Consider the following 17,672-nt stretch of genomic DNA (forward strand, 5'->3'; position numbering starts at 1 on the left):
CTGTCATGCCGATCAAGACCACTCTCAAGCGTGCCGGCGGTTGGCTGTACCTGAACTCGCCCAAGGGCCGCAGCCAGCTGCGCGGCGCCGGGGTCATCCTGATGCTGCACCGGGTGCTGCCCGACGACGCGAGCGCGGCCCTGCCCCATCGCAATGAATTGTGCGTCGGGCCGCAGGCCTTCGAACGCCTGCTGCGCTGGTTGCCACGGCACTTCGACTGCGTGCACCTGATGGACCTGCTCAAGGCCCATGAGCACCCCCGTGGCACACAACGGCCCAAGGTCGCCCTGACCTTCGACGACGGCTGGCGCGACAATGCCCTGCATGCCTTTCCACTGCTGCAACGGCACCAGGTGCCGGCGAGCATCTTCCTGTCCACCGACTACATCGGCAGCCGCCAGCGCTTCTGGTGGGAGAGCCTGGGCGAGACCCTGTGGGGCAGCCATGGCGAGGCGCCGCGCCAGGCCCTGATCGAACAACTGCGCAAGGTCGGCCGGCCAGTGCCGGCGGCCTATTTCATCCATGAGCGCCCCCATGCCCGCAGCCAGGTGCTGGCCGGCTACCTGCAAAGCCTGAAGTCGCTCGCCCCACAGGCACTGTGCCTGCTGACCGACGCCTGCCCGGCCGAGTCGCAGCCCCAGGCCCTGGACTGGCGCCAGGTGCGCCAGTTGGAAAGCACCGGGCTGATCCGCTTCGGCCCCCACGGTGCCAGCCACGCGCTGCTGCCGGGGCTCGACGACCAGCGCCTGGACGAGGAGCTGAGCCGCAGCCACCAGGCCTTGCAGCAAGGCTGCACGCAGCCGCTGCCGGTGTACTGCTACCCCAATGGCGACCATGACGCCCGGGTTCGCGCGCGCCTGGCAGCGCACCGCTACCCCTATGCCCTGAGCACCCGCGCCGGGATCTGCCAGGGGCATGACGACCCGCTGGCCCTGCCACGCATCGGGGTCAGCCAGCGCACCGCCAGCCGGCCTTCGCTGCTGGCCTGGCGCATCAGCCGCGGAGGCACGGCATGAACCGCAACAGCTACCTGCGCCACATGCTGCTGAGCATGGGCACCAAAGTGGCGATGATCGCCCTGCGCCTGCTGCGCAACGTGTTGCTGGCGCGCATCCTCGGCCCCAGCGAACGTGGCCTGTTCGCCCTGCTCAGCACCCTGCCCGACCTGATCAGCGCGTTCACCAGCGGTGGGCTGAACACCGCGGTCGGCTACCAGGCGGCCCAGCAACGCAGCCTGGGCCTGCTGCTCAGCCAGGTGCTGGTCTACGGTTGCCTGATCGCCGGGGCGCTGACCCTGGTGTGCGTGGCCCTGGCGCGGACCTTCGGCACCGAGCTCGAGGCCACCGCCCAGCTCGGCCTGCTGGCCTGGCTGCTGCTGTTGGCGGTGCCGCTGACGGTGCTCAAGAGCGGCCTGTTGACCCTGCACAACAGCACCGGCGGCGTCGGCGCCTTCAACGCCCTGCGCCTGACCGAGTCGCTGGTGCCCTTGCTGCTGTTCGTCGGGTTGTTCTGGATGTGGCACGACGCGGCCCTGGAGGCGGCGCTGATCAGTTGGCTTGGCGGCCTGGGCCTGGTGGCGCTGCTGGGTCTGTACTGGCTCGGCCGCCAGCACTCGATCCGCCTGCGCTGGGACTTCCGCGGCCAGCGCGAACTGCTCGCCTACAGCGCCAGGAGCCACCCGGACGTGCTGTTCCAGCAGATGATCCTGCGCTCGGACTACCTGTTCATCGGCGCCCTGCTCGGCAGCACCGCCCTGGGCCACTACGCCATGGCCAGCGCCGCCGCCGAACTGCTGCTGATCGTCCCCGAGGCGGTCACCACGCCCTTGATGAAACGCCTGCTGCAGCAGGATGCCGGCATGGAGCGACTGACCCCACTGGCCCTGCGCCTGACCGCCACGGTGATGCTCGGCGCCTGCCTGGGCATGGCGCTGATCGGCGAGTGGCTGATCGTCACCCTGTTCGGTGCCGAGTACCAGCCGGCCTACCCGGCCCTGCTCGCCCTGCTGCCGGGGCTGCTGGGGTTGTGCTACGCGAGCATCCTGCGCCTGGACCTGCTGGGCAAGAACCGCCCCGGCACGGTGTCGTTGCTGATGGGCCTGGGGGCGGCGGTCAACCTGGTGCTCAATGTGGTGCTGATCCCCACTTTCGGCATCGTCGGCGCCGCGCTGGCCTCGTCCATCGCCTACCTGGCAGTGACGGTGGCGATGCTGGTGCTGTACTGCCGGCTCAGCGGCGTTCCCCTGTGGCAGACCTTGCTGGTGCTGCCCAGCGACCTGGCGCCGCTGCGCCAGATGCTGCAACGGAGGCCGGCATGAAGCACCTGGCCCTGTTGCTCGCCAGCCTGACGTTAGGCACTGCCGCGCAGGCGGCACCGCTGTCGTGGGGCGATATCCGCGATGGCAGCCTCTACCTGCTCGCGCCCCGCGGCGACACCCTGGACATCCGCTGGCGACCGGCCTGGCAGGCCGAGGCCAACCATGAACGGATCTACCTGCTCGACGGCCAGGGCCAGTTGCAGGCCGAGCGCCACATCCCCCCCGAGCAGGCCCGCGGCCACCAGCGCTGGCCGCTGCCTGCCAGCGACAACGCCTACCGCCTGGAGATCCCCGGCTACAGCTTCCGCCGCTACCGAGTCGAGTACAGCGACGGCACCCGCGCCCTGTTCGCCCCGGCCAAGGTGCACTTCAGCGCCGAAGTGGGGCCGGGTGTGACGCTGTTCTTCCAGGTGCCGGCCGGTGTGCAGGCCACCCTGGCCGGCAAGTACCACGGTGGCGTGCGCGGCCTGCAGGTGCAGCGCCTGGGCGACGAGCGGCAACTGGAGCTGACGCTCAAGCCCTACCGCGCCTACTGGCAATTCGACCAACTGGCACTGCCGGTATCCAGCACCGCGCAAACCTACCGCCTGCACTTGCAAGGCCGGGGCAAGGCGGCGTTCTGGCTCGACGGCAGCGCCAACCTGTTCGCCCAGCGCGCCGCAGACCTCGGCCCACTGCCGAGCGCCGAGGGCAAGGTCGCCCTGCGCCTGGGCGGCAGGGTGCTGGGCCCGACGCCCAGCCTGGGCGTCAACCTGCCCTACGTGATGCCGCCCCCTTCCAGCCATGCGGTGCTCGATGCCTTGCAGCCCCGGGCCGCCGGCTACTACAGCCTGCTCGACCTGCTGGCGCGCAAGCCGAACTACGAAAACGACTTCCGGCGCTTCTACCAGCAGCGCTACCCGATCACGCAGGACATCACCCTGCTCTCGGGCACCGGACGGCGCTCGGTGCTGGCTGCCGACCGCACCAGCGACGATGGCCTGGACGCCTGGCTCACCGCCACCCGCGAGCTGGGCGGCAAGGCCTTGCATTACCTGGCGTTTGCCGACGAGCCGAACCTCAACTACAGCGACTACACCAGCTACCGGCGCTACTTCCAGGCCATGCTCGAGCGCGTCCAGCGCTTCCCCGGTGCCCGCGAGGCCGGGGTGCGCATCGCCATGCCGGCCAGCTCGAACCTGGTCAACGGGCCATTCCACGAAGGCAGCCGCCAGCGCATCGGCCTGGACTGGTCGCGGCGCCTGCTCGCCGAACACGACGCGCAGATCGACGCGCTGGCCTGGCACGAGTGGATGGTCCGCGACCTGCTGGCCACCCGCAGCTACCGCGACAGCGTGCGCCAGGCCGCCGCACTGGTTGGCCTGGACGACCAGGGCCGGCCGCGCAAGGCGCTGCTGCTGGACCAGACCAACATGTCCAGCGGCTCCAGCCTGAGCCGCTACGACCAGGACACCCACTACGCCAGCCTGTGGTGGGCCTCGGTGGTGGTCAACGCCTCGGCCGATGGCCTGCTCGACATGCTCAACTGGTTCCATGTGGCCGACGAGCCGGAGTGGCCCAAGGGCATGGTCCGCGTGCTCGGCGAGGACCACTTCGAACTCAAGCCGGTGGGGCTCGCCCAGCAGTTCATCCAGCGTCACTGGCTAACCCAGGTGCTGAGCCTGGACAACGACGCCTTCGAAGTCGATGCCCTGGCCATGGCCGAAGGCCGCCAGCGCAGCCTGCTAGGCGTCAACAAAGCCGAGCGCGTGCAGCAGGTGGGCCTGACCCTGGCCGGGACACCGGCGCGCCGCGAGTGCCCGCAAGGCCAGTTGCAACTGTTCGGCCCCGACAGCCAGGCCCGGCAGGCCGCCTTCACCTGCCGCGACGGCACCCTGCACTTTCAACTGCCAGGGCAGACGCTGTTCGCCCTGACCTGGAGCGCGCCATGAGGCGCGCCTCGACCTGCAGCCATCAGGAGGCACCATGCACGTACTGAGCAAACTCCAGGACCGCATCAAGCGCAAGGGACTGCGCGACACACTGGCGAGCGCCTTCCGGCACTACGTCTTCTACCATTGGGAACTGCTGTGGATGGAGCGCGACCTGGAGACCCCGGTGCCACCGCACCGGCTCAAACCCTACCCGCCCCTGCGCGTGGAGACGATCACGGCGAACAACGTACAGGCCTTTGCCCGGCACTTCGGCGACCGGGTCGAGACCATGCGCGAGCTGGCCGCCGAGGGCCACACCGGGCTGATGTTCCTCGACGACGACGGCGATGCCGTGGCCTTCATCTGGGGCAGCCCGCGGCACTACCACGACCGGCACTTCTATGGCTGCTGGTTCCCGGTGGGGCCCGGCGAATTCTTCGAGTTCGGCGGCGAGCTGATCCGCAAGTATTGGGGCACCGAGCTCTCCGTGGACCTGCAACTGGCCCTGTGGAAGGCCATGGCCGCCCAAGGCTGCAACAAGGTGGTGGACGTGTGCGAGCAACACAACATCCCGGCGCTGAAGCTACACCTGCGCATGGGCTACCAGGAGCAAGGACGAATCATGAACGTGTACTGCCTGTTCGGCCGCTGGAAGTTCTTTCGCGAAACCCGTTACCAGGCGTCGCGCCTGGAGCCCCTGCGCAAGCCGGTGCCCGAGGGCACCACGGCCACGGCGTCCTGAGCCATGGGCCTGGACCTGAGCTGGTGCGCCTCGCTGTGCACCGACGACTTTCCCGCCGCCGGCTACGAGGCGCTGCGCCGCCGCCTGCCCGGCAGCACGCCATTCAACCACCTGGGCTGGCTGCGCGCCGCCGAGGCCGCCCTGCAGCCAGGCCAGCAGTTGCAGGTGTTGCTGGGGCATCAGGACGGCCGGCTGTGCCTGTGCCTGCCCCTGGTGCGCCAGCGCGAGCCCTTCGGCCCCCTGAACGTGCCGGTGGTGCGGCACCTGGGCCATCCACTGAGCGACCGTATCGCCCTGCTCGTCGACCTGCCCGAGCGTTGCGCCAGGCAGGTGCTGCAGGTCATCCGCAAGCGCCTGCCCCACGCCCTGCTGCAGCTTGGCGAAGTCCCCGGCGAGGACGGCAACGACTGGTTGCGCCAATGGGCCATGGCCAGCTCGACCTACGAACGGCGCCTGACCTGCAAGGTACCGGTGCACCGCATCAGCGAGGCCGACCGCCAGGAGGTCAGCGGCGACCCGCGCTACAAACTGCGCCGCGCGCGCAAGCGCATCAAGGCCTGCGGCGCCCTGGTGCGGCGGGTCCTGGCCACGCCGCAAGACATCGTCGCGCTGCTCGACGCCGTGAGCGCCGTCGAGGCGGCCAGCTGGAAAGGCGACGACGAGGTCGGCATCTTCTCCGGCGACACGCGCCGCCAGTGGATGTACCAGGCCTTCACCGCCCTGGCTGCCGAAGGCCTGGTGTGCCTGGTGCTGCTGGAGCTGGACGGGCGCTGCATCAGCTATCGCCTGGGTTTGCTGGAGCGTGGCCGGGTCTACGACTACAACCTGGCCTTCGTCCCCGAGCATCGCGACCTGGGCAGCGGCCGCGTGCTGCTGGAGGAGTGGATCCACTGGGGCCTGGAAGACGGCTGGACCTGGGTCGATGCCTCGCGCGTGAGCCTCGAGAACTCCAGCCACCAGCTCCACGAACGCATGACAGGCCAACTCGAACAGTGGCGCATCAGTTGCTACAGCTGGCGCCTCGACGGTATCGCCCTGGGCCTGGCCCTGCGCTGCTGGCAGTGGCTCAAGCCACGCCTGCGCAAGCGCGCGGCCACGGCCGCGGGCGATGTTGTCCCCCATCCCCCACAGGAGAGCCCGGATGCCATCCCAGGTCATAGTCAACGCTGACGACTTCGGCCTCAGCGCCCACACCAACGCCGTGATCCTGCATGCCTTCCAGGCGGGCCTGATCAGTTCGGCCACGGCCATGGCCAACATGCCCGCCTTCGCCGGTGCCTGCGTGCTGGCCCAGCAACCAGCGCTCAAGGGGCGGATCGGGCTGCACTTCAACCTGACCTATGGGCGGCCGTTGAGCCAGGCGATCCTCGCCGAACAACGGTTCTGCGCCCCCCATGGGGAGTTCGACCTGCGCCTGAAGCGCCGCACGCTGCGGTTGTCCCGCAGCGAACGCGAGGCGGTCGAGCAGGAGCTGCAGGCCCAGTGGCAGCACTGCCTGGACCACGGCCTGGTGCCCAGCCACCTGGACTCGCACCAGCACGTGCACAACATCTGGCCGATCGGCGAGATCGTCGCCCGCTTCGCCCGCCAGCAAGGCGTACCGGTGCGCCTGGCGCGCAACCTGGGGCACAACATCGGCCCGTTGAAACGGCTGTTCAAGACGCTGCTCAACAGGCGCTTGCGCCAGCTCAGCGGGGCGACCGCGGACTATGTCTGCACGCCCGTGGACCTGAAGGCGGGGCTGGCGCCCAAGGCGGGGGTGCTGGAGGTGGTGGCGCATCCCAGCGCCCTGGGCGGCCATGACTTCGGCGATGCCTACCTGGCCAGCGGCGAGTCGTTGAAGGCCCTGGTCGACTCGCAGTTGGGCGCGGTCGGCAGGATCGGCTACCAGGCGCTGGTCCCGGGCAAGAAACCTTGCCCCAGCGAAGTCGAACCGGCTTGAAACCCTGCCGGCGCGTCCCCGGTCGGCGGGCCGGGGGCGTCGGGATATTGTCTGATGGGCGGGAATAAATAATAATCCTTCTCATTTCATATCATGCCTGCCTCGCCCATGTCGTCACCGGATACCTCCCCCCTGCGCCAGCACGTCCTGCATCGCCTGTTCGGCGAGCATCACGGCTGGCTGCTCGGGCGCCTGCGGGCCCATCTGGGTTGCCGCCACGACGCGGCAGACATGGCCGCCGAAGCGTTCGTCCAAGTGGTTGCCCATCCCGCGCCACACAGCATCCGCGAACCCCGTGCGTTCCTCACCACCATCGCCAAGCGCCTGGTCTATGCCAGCTGGCGCCGGCGCGACCTGGAACGCGCCTACCTCGAGGCCCTGGCGCAGGAACCCGAGGCGACCGCGCCCTCGGCCGAGGAACGGGCGCTGGCGATGGAAACGCTGCTGGCCATCGACGCCTTGCTCGACGGCCTGTCGCCCAGGGCGCGCGCGGCGTTCTTCTGCAGCCAGCTCGACGGCATGAAGTACGCCGACATCGCTGCGCAGCTTGGCGTCTCGACCATCCGTGTTCGGCAGTACGTAGCAAAGGGGCTCAAGCTGTGCTGCCAGGAGCTGCTGTCGTGAGCAAGGCCATCGAACAGGCCATCGAATGGACCGCCTGCCTGGGCTCCGGCGAGGTGTCCCCACGCGAGCAGCAGGCCTTCGAGGCCTGGCTGGCCGCCGATCCGGCCCATGTCCGGGCCTGGACACGGGTCCAGGGCCATCTGGCGCTGACCCTGACGCCTCTGGCCGAGGGCGGGCCTGCACTGCGCCAGACCTTGCAGTCGGCGCCCAGCCTCGACCGCCGCCACTTGCTGCGTGGCGCCTTGGCCATGGCCGGGCTCGGCCTGGGCAGCTACCTGCTGGGCAAGACCGGCCTGGCGCAGGAACTGGCTGCCGACCTGCGCAGCGGCACCGCCGAGCGGCTCGCCCGCACCCTCCCCGACGGCAGCCGGCTGCTGCTCGATGCCTGCAGTGCCGCCGACCTGCACTTCGATGCCCAGGCCCGCGAGGTCCGCCTGCGCAAGGGCAAGCTGCAGTTGCAGGTCGTCGCGGGCGCCCGGCCGTTCACCGTGCGCACCCCGGACGGCCAGGTGCAGACGACGGATGCCCGTTTCACGGTTGCCCTGCAGGCGCAGGCGAGCCGGGTGTGGGTACAGGCCTCCAGCGTCGCCATTCGCACCCTGGGCGGCGCCGAGGCGACGCTCGGCGAGGGGCATGGCGTGCGCTTCGATGTCGCCGGTATCCAGCGCCTGGCCGAGCATCGACGCGGCGAGAGCAGTTGGACCGGCGGCTGGCTCAGCGTCGATGACTGGAGCCTGGGCGAGCTGGTCGAGGCCTTGCGGCCCTACCGCCGGGGCATCCTGAGAATCGCCCCGCAGGCCGCTGATTTGCGGGTATCGGGCCTGTTCCCCCTGGATGACAGCGACGGCGCCCTGCGCGCCCTGGAGCAGACCATGCCGCTGAGGATCGAACAGACCTTGGGCTGGTGGACCCGCATCGAGTTGCGGGGTTAGCCAGATCAATTTTTTTCATCTCCCTATATCGCTTTCGCGCTCTCGTCACACATAGGTCCTGAAGCCGCACGAAAAACGCGGACCCGACCGACCTATGGAGCCCTTCATGCCCCCACGCCACCCCTTCCTGCTCGCCCCGCTCTGCCTGGCACTGGCCTGTTGCCTGCCGGTGGGCGTCGCCTGCGCCCAACCCCAGGCCGACAGCCGCCAGCAGACCTGGACATTCGACCTGCCCGCCGCCTCGCTGGCCACCACCCTCGATCAGGTCGCCCGGCAGAGCGGGCGCACCATCGTCTATGCGCCGGAACGGGTACGCGGCTTCTTTGCACCGGCCATCCAGGGCCACATGACCGCCGAGCAAGCCATCGCCCGTGCCCTCTCCGGCACCGGCCTGGTGCTGCAGGTCACCCCCGGCGGCATCCTGACCCTGGACCGGCAACGCACCGACCAGGTCAACCTCGGCGAAGTCATGATCGACGCCACGGCCGCCGAACAGGCCTGGGGGCCGGTCAGCGGCTACGTGGCCACGCGCAGCGCCACCGGCACCAAGAGCGACAGTGCGCTGCTCGAGGTCCCGCAGACGGTCAACGTGGTCACCCGTGACCAGATGCAGGCCCAGGGCGCGCAGAACGTCACCGAGGCCGTGCGCTACACCCCCGGGGTGGTCGCCTCCTTCGGCGACAGCGACAGCCGCAACGACGTCCTGCAGAGCCGTGGCTTCTTCCTGCGCTACAACCTCAACGGCTCGCGCCTGCCCTACGGTGCCTACAGCGCCGCGATGATGCGCATCGAGCCCTATGGCCTGGAACGCATCGAAGTGCTCAAGGGCCCGGCCTCGGTGCTCTACGGCCAGAACACCCCCGGCGGGCTGGCCAACCTGGTCAGCAAGCGCCCGACCTTCTCGCCCGTGCACGAGATCCAGCTACAGGCCGGCAGCAACGACCGCACCCAGGGCGCCTTCGACTTCGGCGACGGCCTGGACGACGACGGTACCCTCGCCTACCGCCTGACCGGCCTGCTGCGTGACAGCCAGGGCGAAGTCGACCACGGCTACGACAAGCGCGAGTTCATCGCACCGGCCCTCACCTGGCAGCCCAGCGAAGACACCCGCCTGACGCTGCTGAGCCACTACCAGAAAGACCGCAGCATCTCCGACTACGTCGCCTTGCCGGCCGACGCCAGCCTGCACGCCGGCGCCAACGGCCGCCTGCCGCGCAACCGCTACCTGGGCGAGCCCGGCTTCGACGGCTACGAGCGCGAGCAGTTCTCCCTGGGCTACCTGCTCGAGCACCGCCTGAACGACGTCTGGAGCCTGCAGCAGAACCTGCAGGTCAACCGCGTGCAGATCGACAACAGCGCCAGCCCCGGCTACCTGCTCAGCGCCGACGGCCGGGAACTCAGCCGTGTCGCCACCCGTGGCGAAGGCCAGGCGCGCAGCGTCACCGTCGATACCTTCGCCCAGGCCGACTTCACCACCGGCCGCCTCGGTCATCGCTTCCTGGCAGGCGTGGACTATCTCTCCCTGACCGACGAATACCAGTTCGCCTCGGGGCTCTACACCACCCCGCTGGACATCTACGCGCCGCGCTACGGCCAGGCGGTGCCCGAGCTGATTCCCCGGATCGACTACCACCAGCAGCGCGAACAGACCGGCCTGTACCTGCAGGACCAGATCCGCCTGGACAACTGGCTGTTGACCCTCGGCGCCCGCCAGGACTGGGTCTCGACCCGCACCGAAAGCGGCCTGGCCGGCGAAAACCGCAGCAAGCAGCGCGAAGACAAGCCGACCGGCCGCATCGGCCTGGCCTACCTGTTCGACAACGGCCTGGCGCCGTACCTGAGCTATTCGACCTCGTTCGAGCCGCTGGACGGCACCGACTTCTCCGGGCGCCCCTTCACGCCGATGACCGGCGAGCAGTACGAGGTGGGCGTGAAGTACCAACCGCCAGGCAGCAACGCGTTCGTGACGCTTTCGGCCTTCGAGCTGACCCAGGAGAACATCACCACGCCCGACCCAGACCCCACCCACGCCGGCTTCAACGTGCAGACCGGCGAGGCACGAGTGCGCGGCCTGGAACTGGACGCCAAGGCCAGCCTGCACGAGCGCCTGGACCTGCTGGCCTCCTATGCCTACATGGATTCGCGCGTCACCAAGGCCAATACCGCAGCTGACGGCAGCAGCCTGAAGGGCAACGAACTGGTCCAGGTACCTGCGCACCAGGCCTCGCTGTGGCTCGACCACACCCTGGGCGACGGCCTGTTGCAGGGCGCCGGGATAGGCTTCGGCGCACGCTACATGAGCAAGGCCTACGGCGATGCGGCCAACACCCTGGAAATGCCGGGCCGCACCCTGTTCGATGCCAGCCTGCACTACGACCTGGGCAAGGCCGATGGCCGCCTGGATGGCGCCGACCTACGCCTGAGCGCCAACAACCTGTTCGACAAACGCTACGTGGCGTTCTGCCAGAACGCCCTGCAGTGCTACTACGGCCAGCGCCGGACACTGCTGGCCACCTTGACCTACCGCTGGTAGTCGAGCAGCCAGCGCTGCAACGCCTGGGCCGGCATCGGCCGGCCCAGCAAAAAGCCCTGCCCCTGGTCGCAGCCGGCATGCCGCAGGAAGTCGTACTGGGCCTGGGTCTCGATGCCCTCGGCGGTGATGCGAAAGCCCAGGGCATGGCCCAGGTCGATGATCGCCCGGGCGACGGCCACCGCGTCGTCGTCATCGGGCAGGTCCTTGATGAAGGCGCGGTCGATCTTCAGGTGATCGATGGGCAAGGCGCGCAGGTAGGCCAACGACGAGTAGCCGGTGCCGAAATCGTCCACCGCCGTGGTCACCCCCATGGCCTGCAACCGGGCCAGCACCGCGCAGGCCTGCTGCTGGCTCTCCATCAACAGGCTCTCGGTGATTTCCACCTCCAGCAGATGCGGCGCCAGGTCATGGCGCGCCAGGGCCGTGGCCAGGCTGCTGACGAAGTCGCTGCGCTCGATCTGCAGGGCCGCCACGTTGACCGCCAGCGGGCCAGGCAGGCAGTCCTCGGCCCGCCAGGCTGCCAGTTGCGCGCACGCCAGCTCCAGGACCCGCTCCCCCAGGGGGATGATCAGTCCGGTGCGCTCGGCCAGGGGAATGAACGCCCCCGGCGACACCAGACCGTGCTCCGGGTCGCGCCAACGCAGCAATGCCTCGATCCCTTCCAGGCGCCCGCTGAACAGGTCGACCTTGGGCTGGTACCACAGCTCGAACTCGTTGTGCTGCAAGGCCCGGCGCAGGTTGCGTTCCAGCTCCAGGCGCTGCTGCAGGCGCTCGGTCATGTCGGGATGATAGGGGCGCCAGGCGTTGCGCCCACTCTCCTTGGCCACGTACATGGCGGTGTCGGCATGGCGCAACAGGCTGTCGACGTCCTCGCCATGCCGCGGGCACCAGGCCAGGCCGATGCTACCGGTGACCAACGCGGCATTGCCGTTGAGATCGAAGGGCCGTTGCAGGCAGTGCAACAGGGCACGGACCTGGTGGCTGACCTGCTCCTGGCTGCCCTGGAGCATGAACACGAACTCGTCGCCGCCCAGCCGGCAGACCCGGTCCGGGGTGTCCAACTCCTGCAGGAAACGCGCCGTGGCCTGCTGCAGCAACAGGTCGCCCATGGCATGGCCAAGGCTGTCGTTGACCTGCTTGAAGCCATCGATATCGAGCATCAGCACCGCCAGGCCCTCGCCTTGGGCGATCGCCTGGGCCAGCTGTTGCTGGAACAGCACCCGGTTGGGCAAACCGGTGATGGTGTCGTAGTGGGCCAGGCGTTCGAAGCGGGCCTGGGACTGGCGCAGCTCGCGGTTGCGCTGTTGCAGCAGGCGATGATTGCCGCTGAGCTGGGCGACGAACAGGCTGAACAGCCCGGTGCAGCCCAAGGCGAAGAAGAACAGCGGCGAAGCGAACAGGCCCAGGGGCGGCCAGCCATCGCGGGGCGCGGCCACCAGTTGCCAGTGCCCGCCCGGCACCTCGACCGTCTGGCTCAGCAAGGGGTCGTCGAACAGCCGCGCATCGCCCCAGATCAGCGCCCCGTCGGCGCCCTTGCCATCGCCTCCGCGCACGGCCAGCTGGATCTGCAGCTCCGGCCCCAGGCCTGCCGCCCACAACAGGCGGTCGGTATCGGCGACGATCGACACATTGCCCCAGTAGAGTTTCACCCCACGCTTGCCGGTGATGAACACCGGGCGCCGGTAGATCAGCGCCCGGCCGCCCTGGTACAGCTGGACCGGCCCGGCCAGCACCGCCTGCTGGTGTTCGCGGGCCGACTGCAGCAGGGGGAACTGGTCCGGCAGGTGGCGGTAGTCCAGGCCCATGATCGCCTGGTTGCCCTCCAGCGGATAGACATCGCGGACCACGTCCGCCGGTGCCAGGGCGACATGGCGCATGTAGGGTACCGAGTCGAGCGCGCCACGGGCCATGCCGTGGAAGTGCCCGACGCTGATGCGGCCATCGGCGGCGATCAACTGGGCGATGCCCTCGGCCTCGCCGAATGCCGCGCGCAGCTGTGCCTCCAGGGCGGCACGCACGCCAGAGAGGCGTGCGCTGAGATTGGCCAGTTGCTCGCTCTCCCGGCGCTGCTGGTCCAGGTGCCCGAGCAGCGCCGACAGGCCGATGCCCACCAGGGCGAAGCCGACCGGTAGCAGGCGACCGAGGGTACGCCGCAATGTCCCTTTTGCAGGCGCCGGTTCATCGAGGGGGGTAGGGAGGGTTCTCATGGGCGGCGGCCGAGGTCTATTCATCCTGTATCGGCGCGGTGGCGCCAATGTTGAGCCAGACTGGTGTTTTTCTTCACCAGGGTGCATGCTCGCAAGCTGAAGCGTTTCACCCCCAAGAAAAAGTGAGGTGCAGTACCCATGGACCGTCTGCTCGATTCGCTGTTTCCCGAAGCCTGTGACATCCCCGAGGCCTGGCGCCTGGGTGAGCCCCTGGAGCAACGCGACTACCTGGTCGCCGGCCAGCTCAGGCGCTGGGACGGCCCGCTGGCCACGGTACGCAGTCCAGTGTGGATCAAGGACGGCGATGGCGAACACCAGGTGGTGCTCGGCAGTGCTCCGTTGCTCGATGCCGAGACCGCCCTCACCGCCCTGGACGCCGCGGTCGAGGCCTACGACAAGGGTCGCGGCGCCTGGCCGACGATGCGCGTGGCCGAGCGTATCCAGCATGTCGAAGCCTTCCTGGCGCGCATGCGCGAGCAGCGCGAGGCGGTGGTCAAGCTGCTGATGTGGGAGATCGGCAAGAACCTCAAGGACTCGCAGAAGGAATTCGACCGTACCTGCGACTACATCGTCGACACCATCGACGCCCTCAAGGACCTCGACCGCCGCTCCAGCCGCTTCGAGCTGGAACAAGGCACCCTCGGCCAGATCCGCCGCGCGCCCCTGGGCGTGGCGCTGTGCATGGGGCCCTACAACTACCCGCTCAACGAAACCTTCACCACCCTGATCCCGGCGCTGATCATGGGCAATACCGTGGTGTTCAAGCCAGCCAAGTTCGGTGTGCTGCTGATCCGCCCCTTGCTGGAGGCGTTCCGCGACAGCTTCCCGCCAGGGGTGATCAATGTCATCTATGGCCGTGGCCGCGAGACGGTGAGCGCCCTGATGGCCAGCGGCAAGATCGACGTGTTCGCCTTCATCGGCACCCACAAGGCGGCCAGCGACCTGAAGAAGCTGCACCCGCGCCCGCACCGCCTGCGTGCCGCCCTGGGGCTCGATGCCAAGAACCCGGGGATCGTCCTGCCCCAGGTCGACCTGGACAACGCGGTCGAGGAAGCGGTCACCGGTGCCCTGTCGTTCAATGGCCAGCGCTGCACCGCGCTGAAGATCCTGTTCGTCCACGAGGATGTGGTCGAGCCGTTCCTCGACAAGTTCCAGCGCAAGCTCGCCGCCCTCGAGCCGGGCATGCCCTGGGAGCCAGGCGTGGCCCTGACGCCGCTGCCCGAGCCTGGCAAGGTCGACTACCTCGACGGCCTGGTGGCCGACGCCACCGCCAAGGGCGCGCGAGTGCTCAACCCGGGCGGCGGCCACAGCCGCGGCTCGTTCTTCTACCCGGCCCTGCTCTACCCGGTCGGCAGCGACATGCGCGTGTACCATGAGGAGCAGTTCGGCCCGGTCGTGCCGGTGGTGCCCTACCGCGACCTGCAGACGGTGATCGACTACGTGCTCGACTCCGACTATGGCCAGCAGTTGAGCCTGTTCGGCAACGACCCGCACACCATCGGCATGCTGGTGGACACCTTCGCCAACCAGGTCGGGCGCATCAACCTCAACGCCCAGTGCCAGCGCGGGCCGGACACCTACCCGTTCAACGGCCGCAAGAACAGCGCCGAAGGCACGCTGTCGGTGCACGACGCCCTGCGAGTGTTCTCCATCCGCACCCTGGTGGCGACCAAGTTCCAGGACGCCAACAAGGCACTGATCAGCGAGATCATCCGCAACCGTCAGTCGAGTTTCCTGACGACCGACTACATTTTCTAGCCGGGCCAGCTGGGGCGTATAGCAGCCCCAGCATTCTTTCCAACAATGTAACTGACGACTAGAACGCAAAGACCTTGAAGGCACCGCCACTAATGGGGAAATGACATTTGCGTATTCGGCGAAACTGTACAAGCATACAGTTTCGTCTCATGCATGAGCCCACCCCAAGAAGGAGGACCTGGCAATGGCAGTCAAACCCATCCCCGAAGGGCAACACAGCATCACCCCGTACCTGGGCATCCAGGGCGCAGCCAAGGCCATCGAGTTCTACAAGCAGGCCTTCGACGCGGTCGAGATGTTCCGTCTCGACGGCCCCGACGGCCGCATCGGCCACGCCGAGCTGAAGATCGGCGACTCCTCGCTGATGCTCGCCGACCCGTGCGACATGGAAGACGGCCTGGCCGCCAGCCAGTCGGTCTCCGGTACGGCCATCGGCCTGCACCTGTATGTCGAGGACTGCGACAAGGTCTATGCCCAGGCCGTCGCCGCCGGTGCCACCGCGGTGCGCCCGCTGCAGGACCAGTTCTATGGCGACCGCAGCGGTGTCCTCAAGGACCCATTCGGCAACCTGTGGTTCGTCTCGACCCACAAGGAAGACCTCAGCCCCGAGGAAATCCGCGCCCGTGCCGCCAAGCTGTTCGCCGGTAACTGAGCGGCAAGCTGCAAGCTGCGAGCTTCAAGTTGAATGCCGCGCGGCTTTGCTTGAAGCTTGAGGCTTGTAGCTTGGAGCTGCTTCATGCGAATCATCGAAAAGAACGCCACCCAGGTGCGCACACTGACGCCGGCCGAGGAAGAACTGCTGGCCGGTTTCGTCACCGGCACCCTCGCCGGCCCACGTCTGTTGCAGGCCAATCAATGGCTGATGAAAGTGCGCAGCGCCAACCAGTGGCTGGCCTGCGATTGCCGCAAGGATGCCGTGCCGGTGCTCAATGTCACCCTCAACGGCAACACCGGCACGCTGTTCCTGCGCAACAACCCGGACACGCCCGAACATACCCCTGGTTGCCCGTTCAGCAAGGCCGAGCGCGAGGCCACCGAGCGTGTCACCGAGGCCGTGCAACCTGCAGCCTGGCTACCGCCCGATACACCGCTGCGGCTGCTCGGTGATTTCCGCCGGGCCAGCGAAACAGCCAGCGGCTCGGCCGAGGCCAACGAGCGGCGCGAACAGCAGCGCCTGCTGTCGCTGCTGCTGACCTGGATCGAAGCCAGTGGCTTGAACGTCTACGCCACCCACCTGAAGAAAGACCTCACCGCTCAGTTCGCCGAGCTGCGCAGCGTCGCTGGCCGGTATCCGCTGCTGGAGCGGGTCCCGGCCAGCAACTACCTGGAAACCCGCCTGGACATGAAGCACATGATGATGCTCAAGTCCCGCCTGCGCGAGGCCACGGTATTCGGCAACCACCGCCGCCACGGGCTGCTGCTCGACTGTGTCGACCAGATCAAGGGGCGCAAGCTGTTCAATGCCCGCAGCGAGGACGGCTTCGACTTCCAGGGGCACCACCTGTACTGGGGCGGCAACCGGGCGACCGGCCCCTTGCTGGCCCTGGCGCTGTATTCGCCGACCAGCGCCGGCAGCCACTTCTATGAGCTGATCCATGTGGCCAGCGTACCGGTGCTGTCCCGTGGGCACCTGTTCCCGGTGTATCGCGACGAGGAACGCGAGCCACTCAAGGCGCTGGTGTCGCTGGTCGACTGGATGGCGAGCAAGGGCGTCAAGGTGCTGATGCGCCGCCCGGTGATCGGCGGCCAGGTGATGGACGAACTGGTGCTGACCTCCGACCAGGACCGGGTGCTGTCGGTGTCGCTGCTGGAGCAGCCGGCCGGGCCCGAGCCGGATGCCGAGAACTTCAAGCGCTATGCCGACTTCAAGAGCCTGGAGACCTTTCGCAAGTATGTGGCGGGGTTCTTCATGCGTGAGCGTTGAGGGGCCAGGCTGCCTCTCAATTCAGGGCTGCGGAGACGAGCATCCAGCGTGATTTGACGCTCGTCGATCCCCAGAAGCGTTTTTGTTGTTCGAGCCATGGGCTGCTTTGAGTGGCCGAGATCATGATGTAGAAGTCGCGGGTGCATGCGATATGGAAGCTGATGGTGGCGACGCCGAGCAGTCCGATCACGAATGGACTGATCATAAAAGCAAGTTGAATCTCCATAGACCAGCTGCTCACATCAATCATGGGTAGAGTCATGAATACGTTCGCCTGCCAGTTCGCCAACCACACCGCCGGTAACGCCCCATCAATGAACTCGGGGGGCAAACATCATCGTTGTGCGAACCTTTTGCCTAGTGAAGCCAAACAATATAGCGATCTTGGCAACCAAACGTTGAGTTAGGCGCACACCTACATAAATAGCGAAATTTCCCACAACAACCCAGGAATCTGCTGGCAAGACTTCTTCTTATCCACCACTTACGGTCCTTACCTTGTTTCGTTACCGAATGCTCTCTTTTCACAGCGGGCGCTCGGTAAATCTGGATAAGGATCTTCCATGCCTCACCAATCCGATCTGCGTTACAGCTTCCAGCCCCTTGTTGGCAACGCCGTGTTCGAGGTGGTGTCGTTCAAGCTCCACGAAGCCCTCAGCACACCCTTCGCGTTGCACCTGGAGCTGGTCAGCTTCGACGACGATGTCGCCTTCGGCGAACTGCTCGACAAACCCGTCCTGTTCACCCTCTGGCGCGGCGAACGCCCGTTGCGCTACGTGC

At 67.6% G+C, this 17,672-nt stretch carries 14 protein-coding genes and 1 pseudogene; 13 read left to right on the top strand and 2 right to left on the bottom strand.

Annotation, left to right across the window (positions count from 1 at the left end):
• Positions 1 to 5 precede the first annotated feature (5 nt).
• The 9 genes from NJF35_RS06300 to NJF35_RS06340 all read left to right on the top strand — a co-directional run bounded on the left by NJF35_RS06300 (position 6) and on the right by NJF35_RS06340 (position 11,003).
• Entirely contained in the window at positions 6 to 1,016 is a 1,011-nt protein-coding gene (locus NJF35_RS06300) for a polysaccharide deacetylase family protein (protein WP_253090839.1), read from the top strand.
• Positions 1,013 to 2,317, top strand: a complete 1,305-nt coding sequence (locus NJF35_RS06305; protein ID WP_253090840.1) for an oligosaccharide flippase family protein — start codon at positions 1,013 to 1,015, stop codon at positions 2,315 to 2,317. The genes NJF35_RS06300 and NJF35_RS06305 overlap by 4 nt, the downstream gene beginning before the upstream one ends.
• Positions 2,314 to 4,248 (top strand): hypothetical protein, encoded by a 1,935-nt coding sequence (locus NJF35_RS06310; protein ID WP_253090841.1) that lies wholly within the window; start codon positions 2,314 to 2,316, stop codon positions 4,246 to 4,248. Before NJF35_RS06305 ends, NJF35_RS06310 begins: the two co-directional genes overlap by 4 nt.
• A gap of 34 nt (positions 4,249 to 4,282) precedes the next feature.
• The gene (locus NJF35_RS06315) at positions 4,283 to 4,972 is read left to right on the top strand and encodes a GNAT family N-acetyltransferase (protein WP_253081382.1); all 690 of its coding nucleotides are present in this window, start codon (positions 4,283 to 4,285) and stop codon (positions 4,970 to 4,972) included.
• 3 nt (positions 4,973 to 4,975) lie between these two features.
• The gene (locus NJF35_RS06320) at positions 4,976 to 6,142 is read left to right on the top strand and encodes a GNAT family N-acetyltransferase (RefSeq protein ID WP_253090842.1); all 1,167 of its coding nucleotides are present in this window, start codon (positions 4,976 to 4,978) and stop codon (positions 6,140 to 6,142) included.
• The gene (locus tag NJF35_RS06325; RefSeq protein ID WP_253090843.1) at positions 6,114 to 6,914 is read left to right on the top strand and encodes a ChbG/HpnK family deacetylase; all 801 of its coding nucleotides are present in this window, start codon (positions 6,114 to 6,116) and stop codon (positions 6,912 to 6,914) included. Before NJF35_RS06320 ends, NJF35_RS06325 begins: the two co-directional genes overlap by 29 nt.
• Before the next feature lie 108 nt (positions 6,915 to 7,022).
• Entirely contained in the window at positions 7,023 to 7,538 is a 516-nt protein-coding gene (locus tag NJF35_RS06330; RefSeq protein WP_253090844.1) for a sigma-70 family RNA polymerase sigma factor, read from the top strand.
• Positions 7,535 to 8,470: a DUF4880 domain-containing protein gene (locus tag NJF35_RS06335; RefSeq protein ID WP_253090845.1), complete on the top strand. Its 936-nt coding sequence runs from the start codon at positions 7,535 to 7,537 to the stop codon at positions 8,468 to 8,470. Before NJF35_RS06330 ends, NJF35_RS06335 begins: the two co-directional genes overlap by 4 nt.
• Before the next feature lie 106 nt (positions 8,471 to 8,576).
• Entirely contained in the window at positions 8,577 to 11,003 is a 2,427-nt protein-coding gene (locus NJF35_RS06340; protein WP_253090846.1) for a TonB-dependent siderophore receptor, read from the top strand.
• On the opposite strand, the gene NJF35_RS06345 is transcribed toward NJF35_RS06340, so the two are convergent.
• Positions 10,991 to 13,210: a putative bifunctional diguanylate cyclase/phosphodiesterase gene (locus NJF35_RS06345; protein ID WP_253090847.1), complete on the bottom strand. Its 2,220-nt coding sequence runs from the start codon at positions 13,208 to 13,210 to the stop codon at positions 10,991 to 10,993. The genes NJF35_RS06340 and NJF35_RS06345 overlap by 13 nt on opposite strands.
• 138 nt (positions 13,211 to 13,348) lie before the next feature.
• Between NJF35_RS06345 and NJF35_RS06350 the strand changes: the two genes are divergently transcribed.
• The 3 genes from NJF35_RS06350 (at position 13,349) to NJF35_RS06360 (ending at position 16,892) form a co-directional block, all read left to right on the top strand.
• A complete protein-coding gene (locus tag NJF35_RS06350; RefSeq protein ID WP_253081379.1) occupies positions 13,349 to 14,968 on the top strand; it encodes an NADP-dependent glyceraldehyde-3-phosphate dehydrogenase in 1,620 nt (539 codons plus the stop codon).
• Positions 14,969 to 15,152: 184 nt separating this feature from the next.
• Positions 15,153 to 15,620, top strand: a complete 468-nt coding sequence (locus tag NJF35_RS06355) for a VOC family protein (protein ID WP_253081378.1) — start codon at positions 15,153 to 15,155, stop codon at positions 15,618 to 15,620.
• An 84-nt stretch (positions 15,621 to 15,704) separates the two neighbouring features.
• On the top strand, positions 15,705 to 16,892 hold the full coding sequence (locus tag NJF35_RS06360) for a hypothetical protein (RefSeq protein ID WP_253090848.1): 1,188 nt from the start codon (positions 15,705 to 15,707) through the stop codon (positions 16,890 to 16,892).
• A 16-nt stretch (positions 16,893 to 16,908) separates the two neighbouring features.
• Here the strand turns inward: NJF35_RS06360 and NJF35_RS06365 are convergent, their stop codons facing one another.
• Positions 16,909 to 17,142: a hypothetical protein gene (locus NJF35_RS06365; protein WP_253090849.1), complete on the bottom strand. Its 234-nt coding sequence runs from the start codon at positions 17,140 to 17,142 to the stop codon at positions 16,909 to 16,911.
• A gap of 313 nt (positions 17,143 to 17,455) precedes the next feature.
• Between NJF35_RS06365 and NJF35_RS06370 the strand changes: the two are divergent.
• Positions 17,456 to 17,672: pseudogene (locus NJF35_RS06370) on the top strand (type VI secretion system tip protein VgrG); the annotation flags it as partial.

Origin of the sequence: Pseudomonas guariconensis (assembly GCF_024127895.1) — a bacterium.
In the GTDB taxonomy this organism is placed as follows: domain Bacteria; phylum Pseudomonadota; class Gammaproteobacteria; order Pseudomonadales; family Pseudomonadaceae; genus Aquipseudomonas; species Aquipseudomonas guariconensis_B.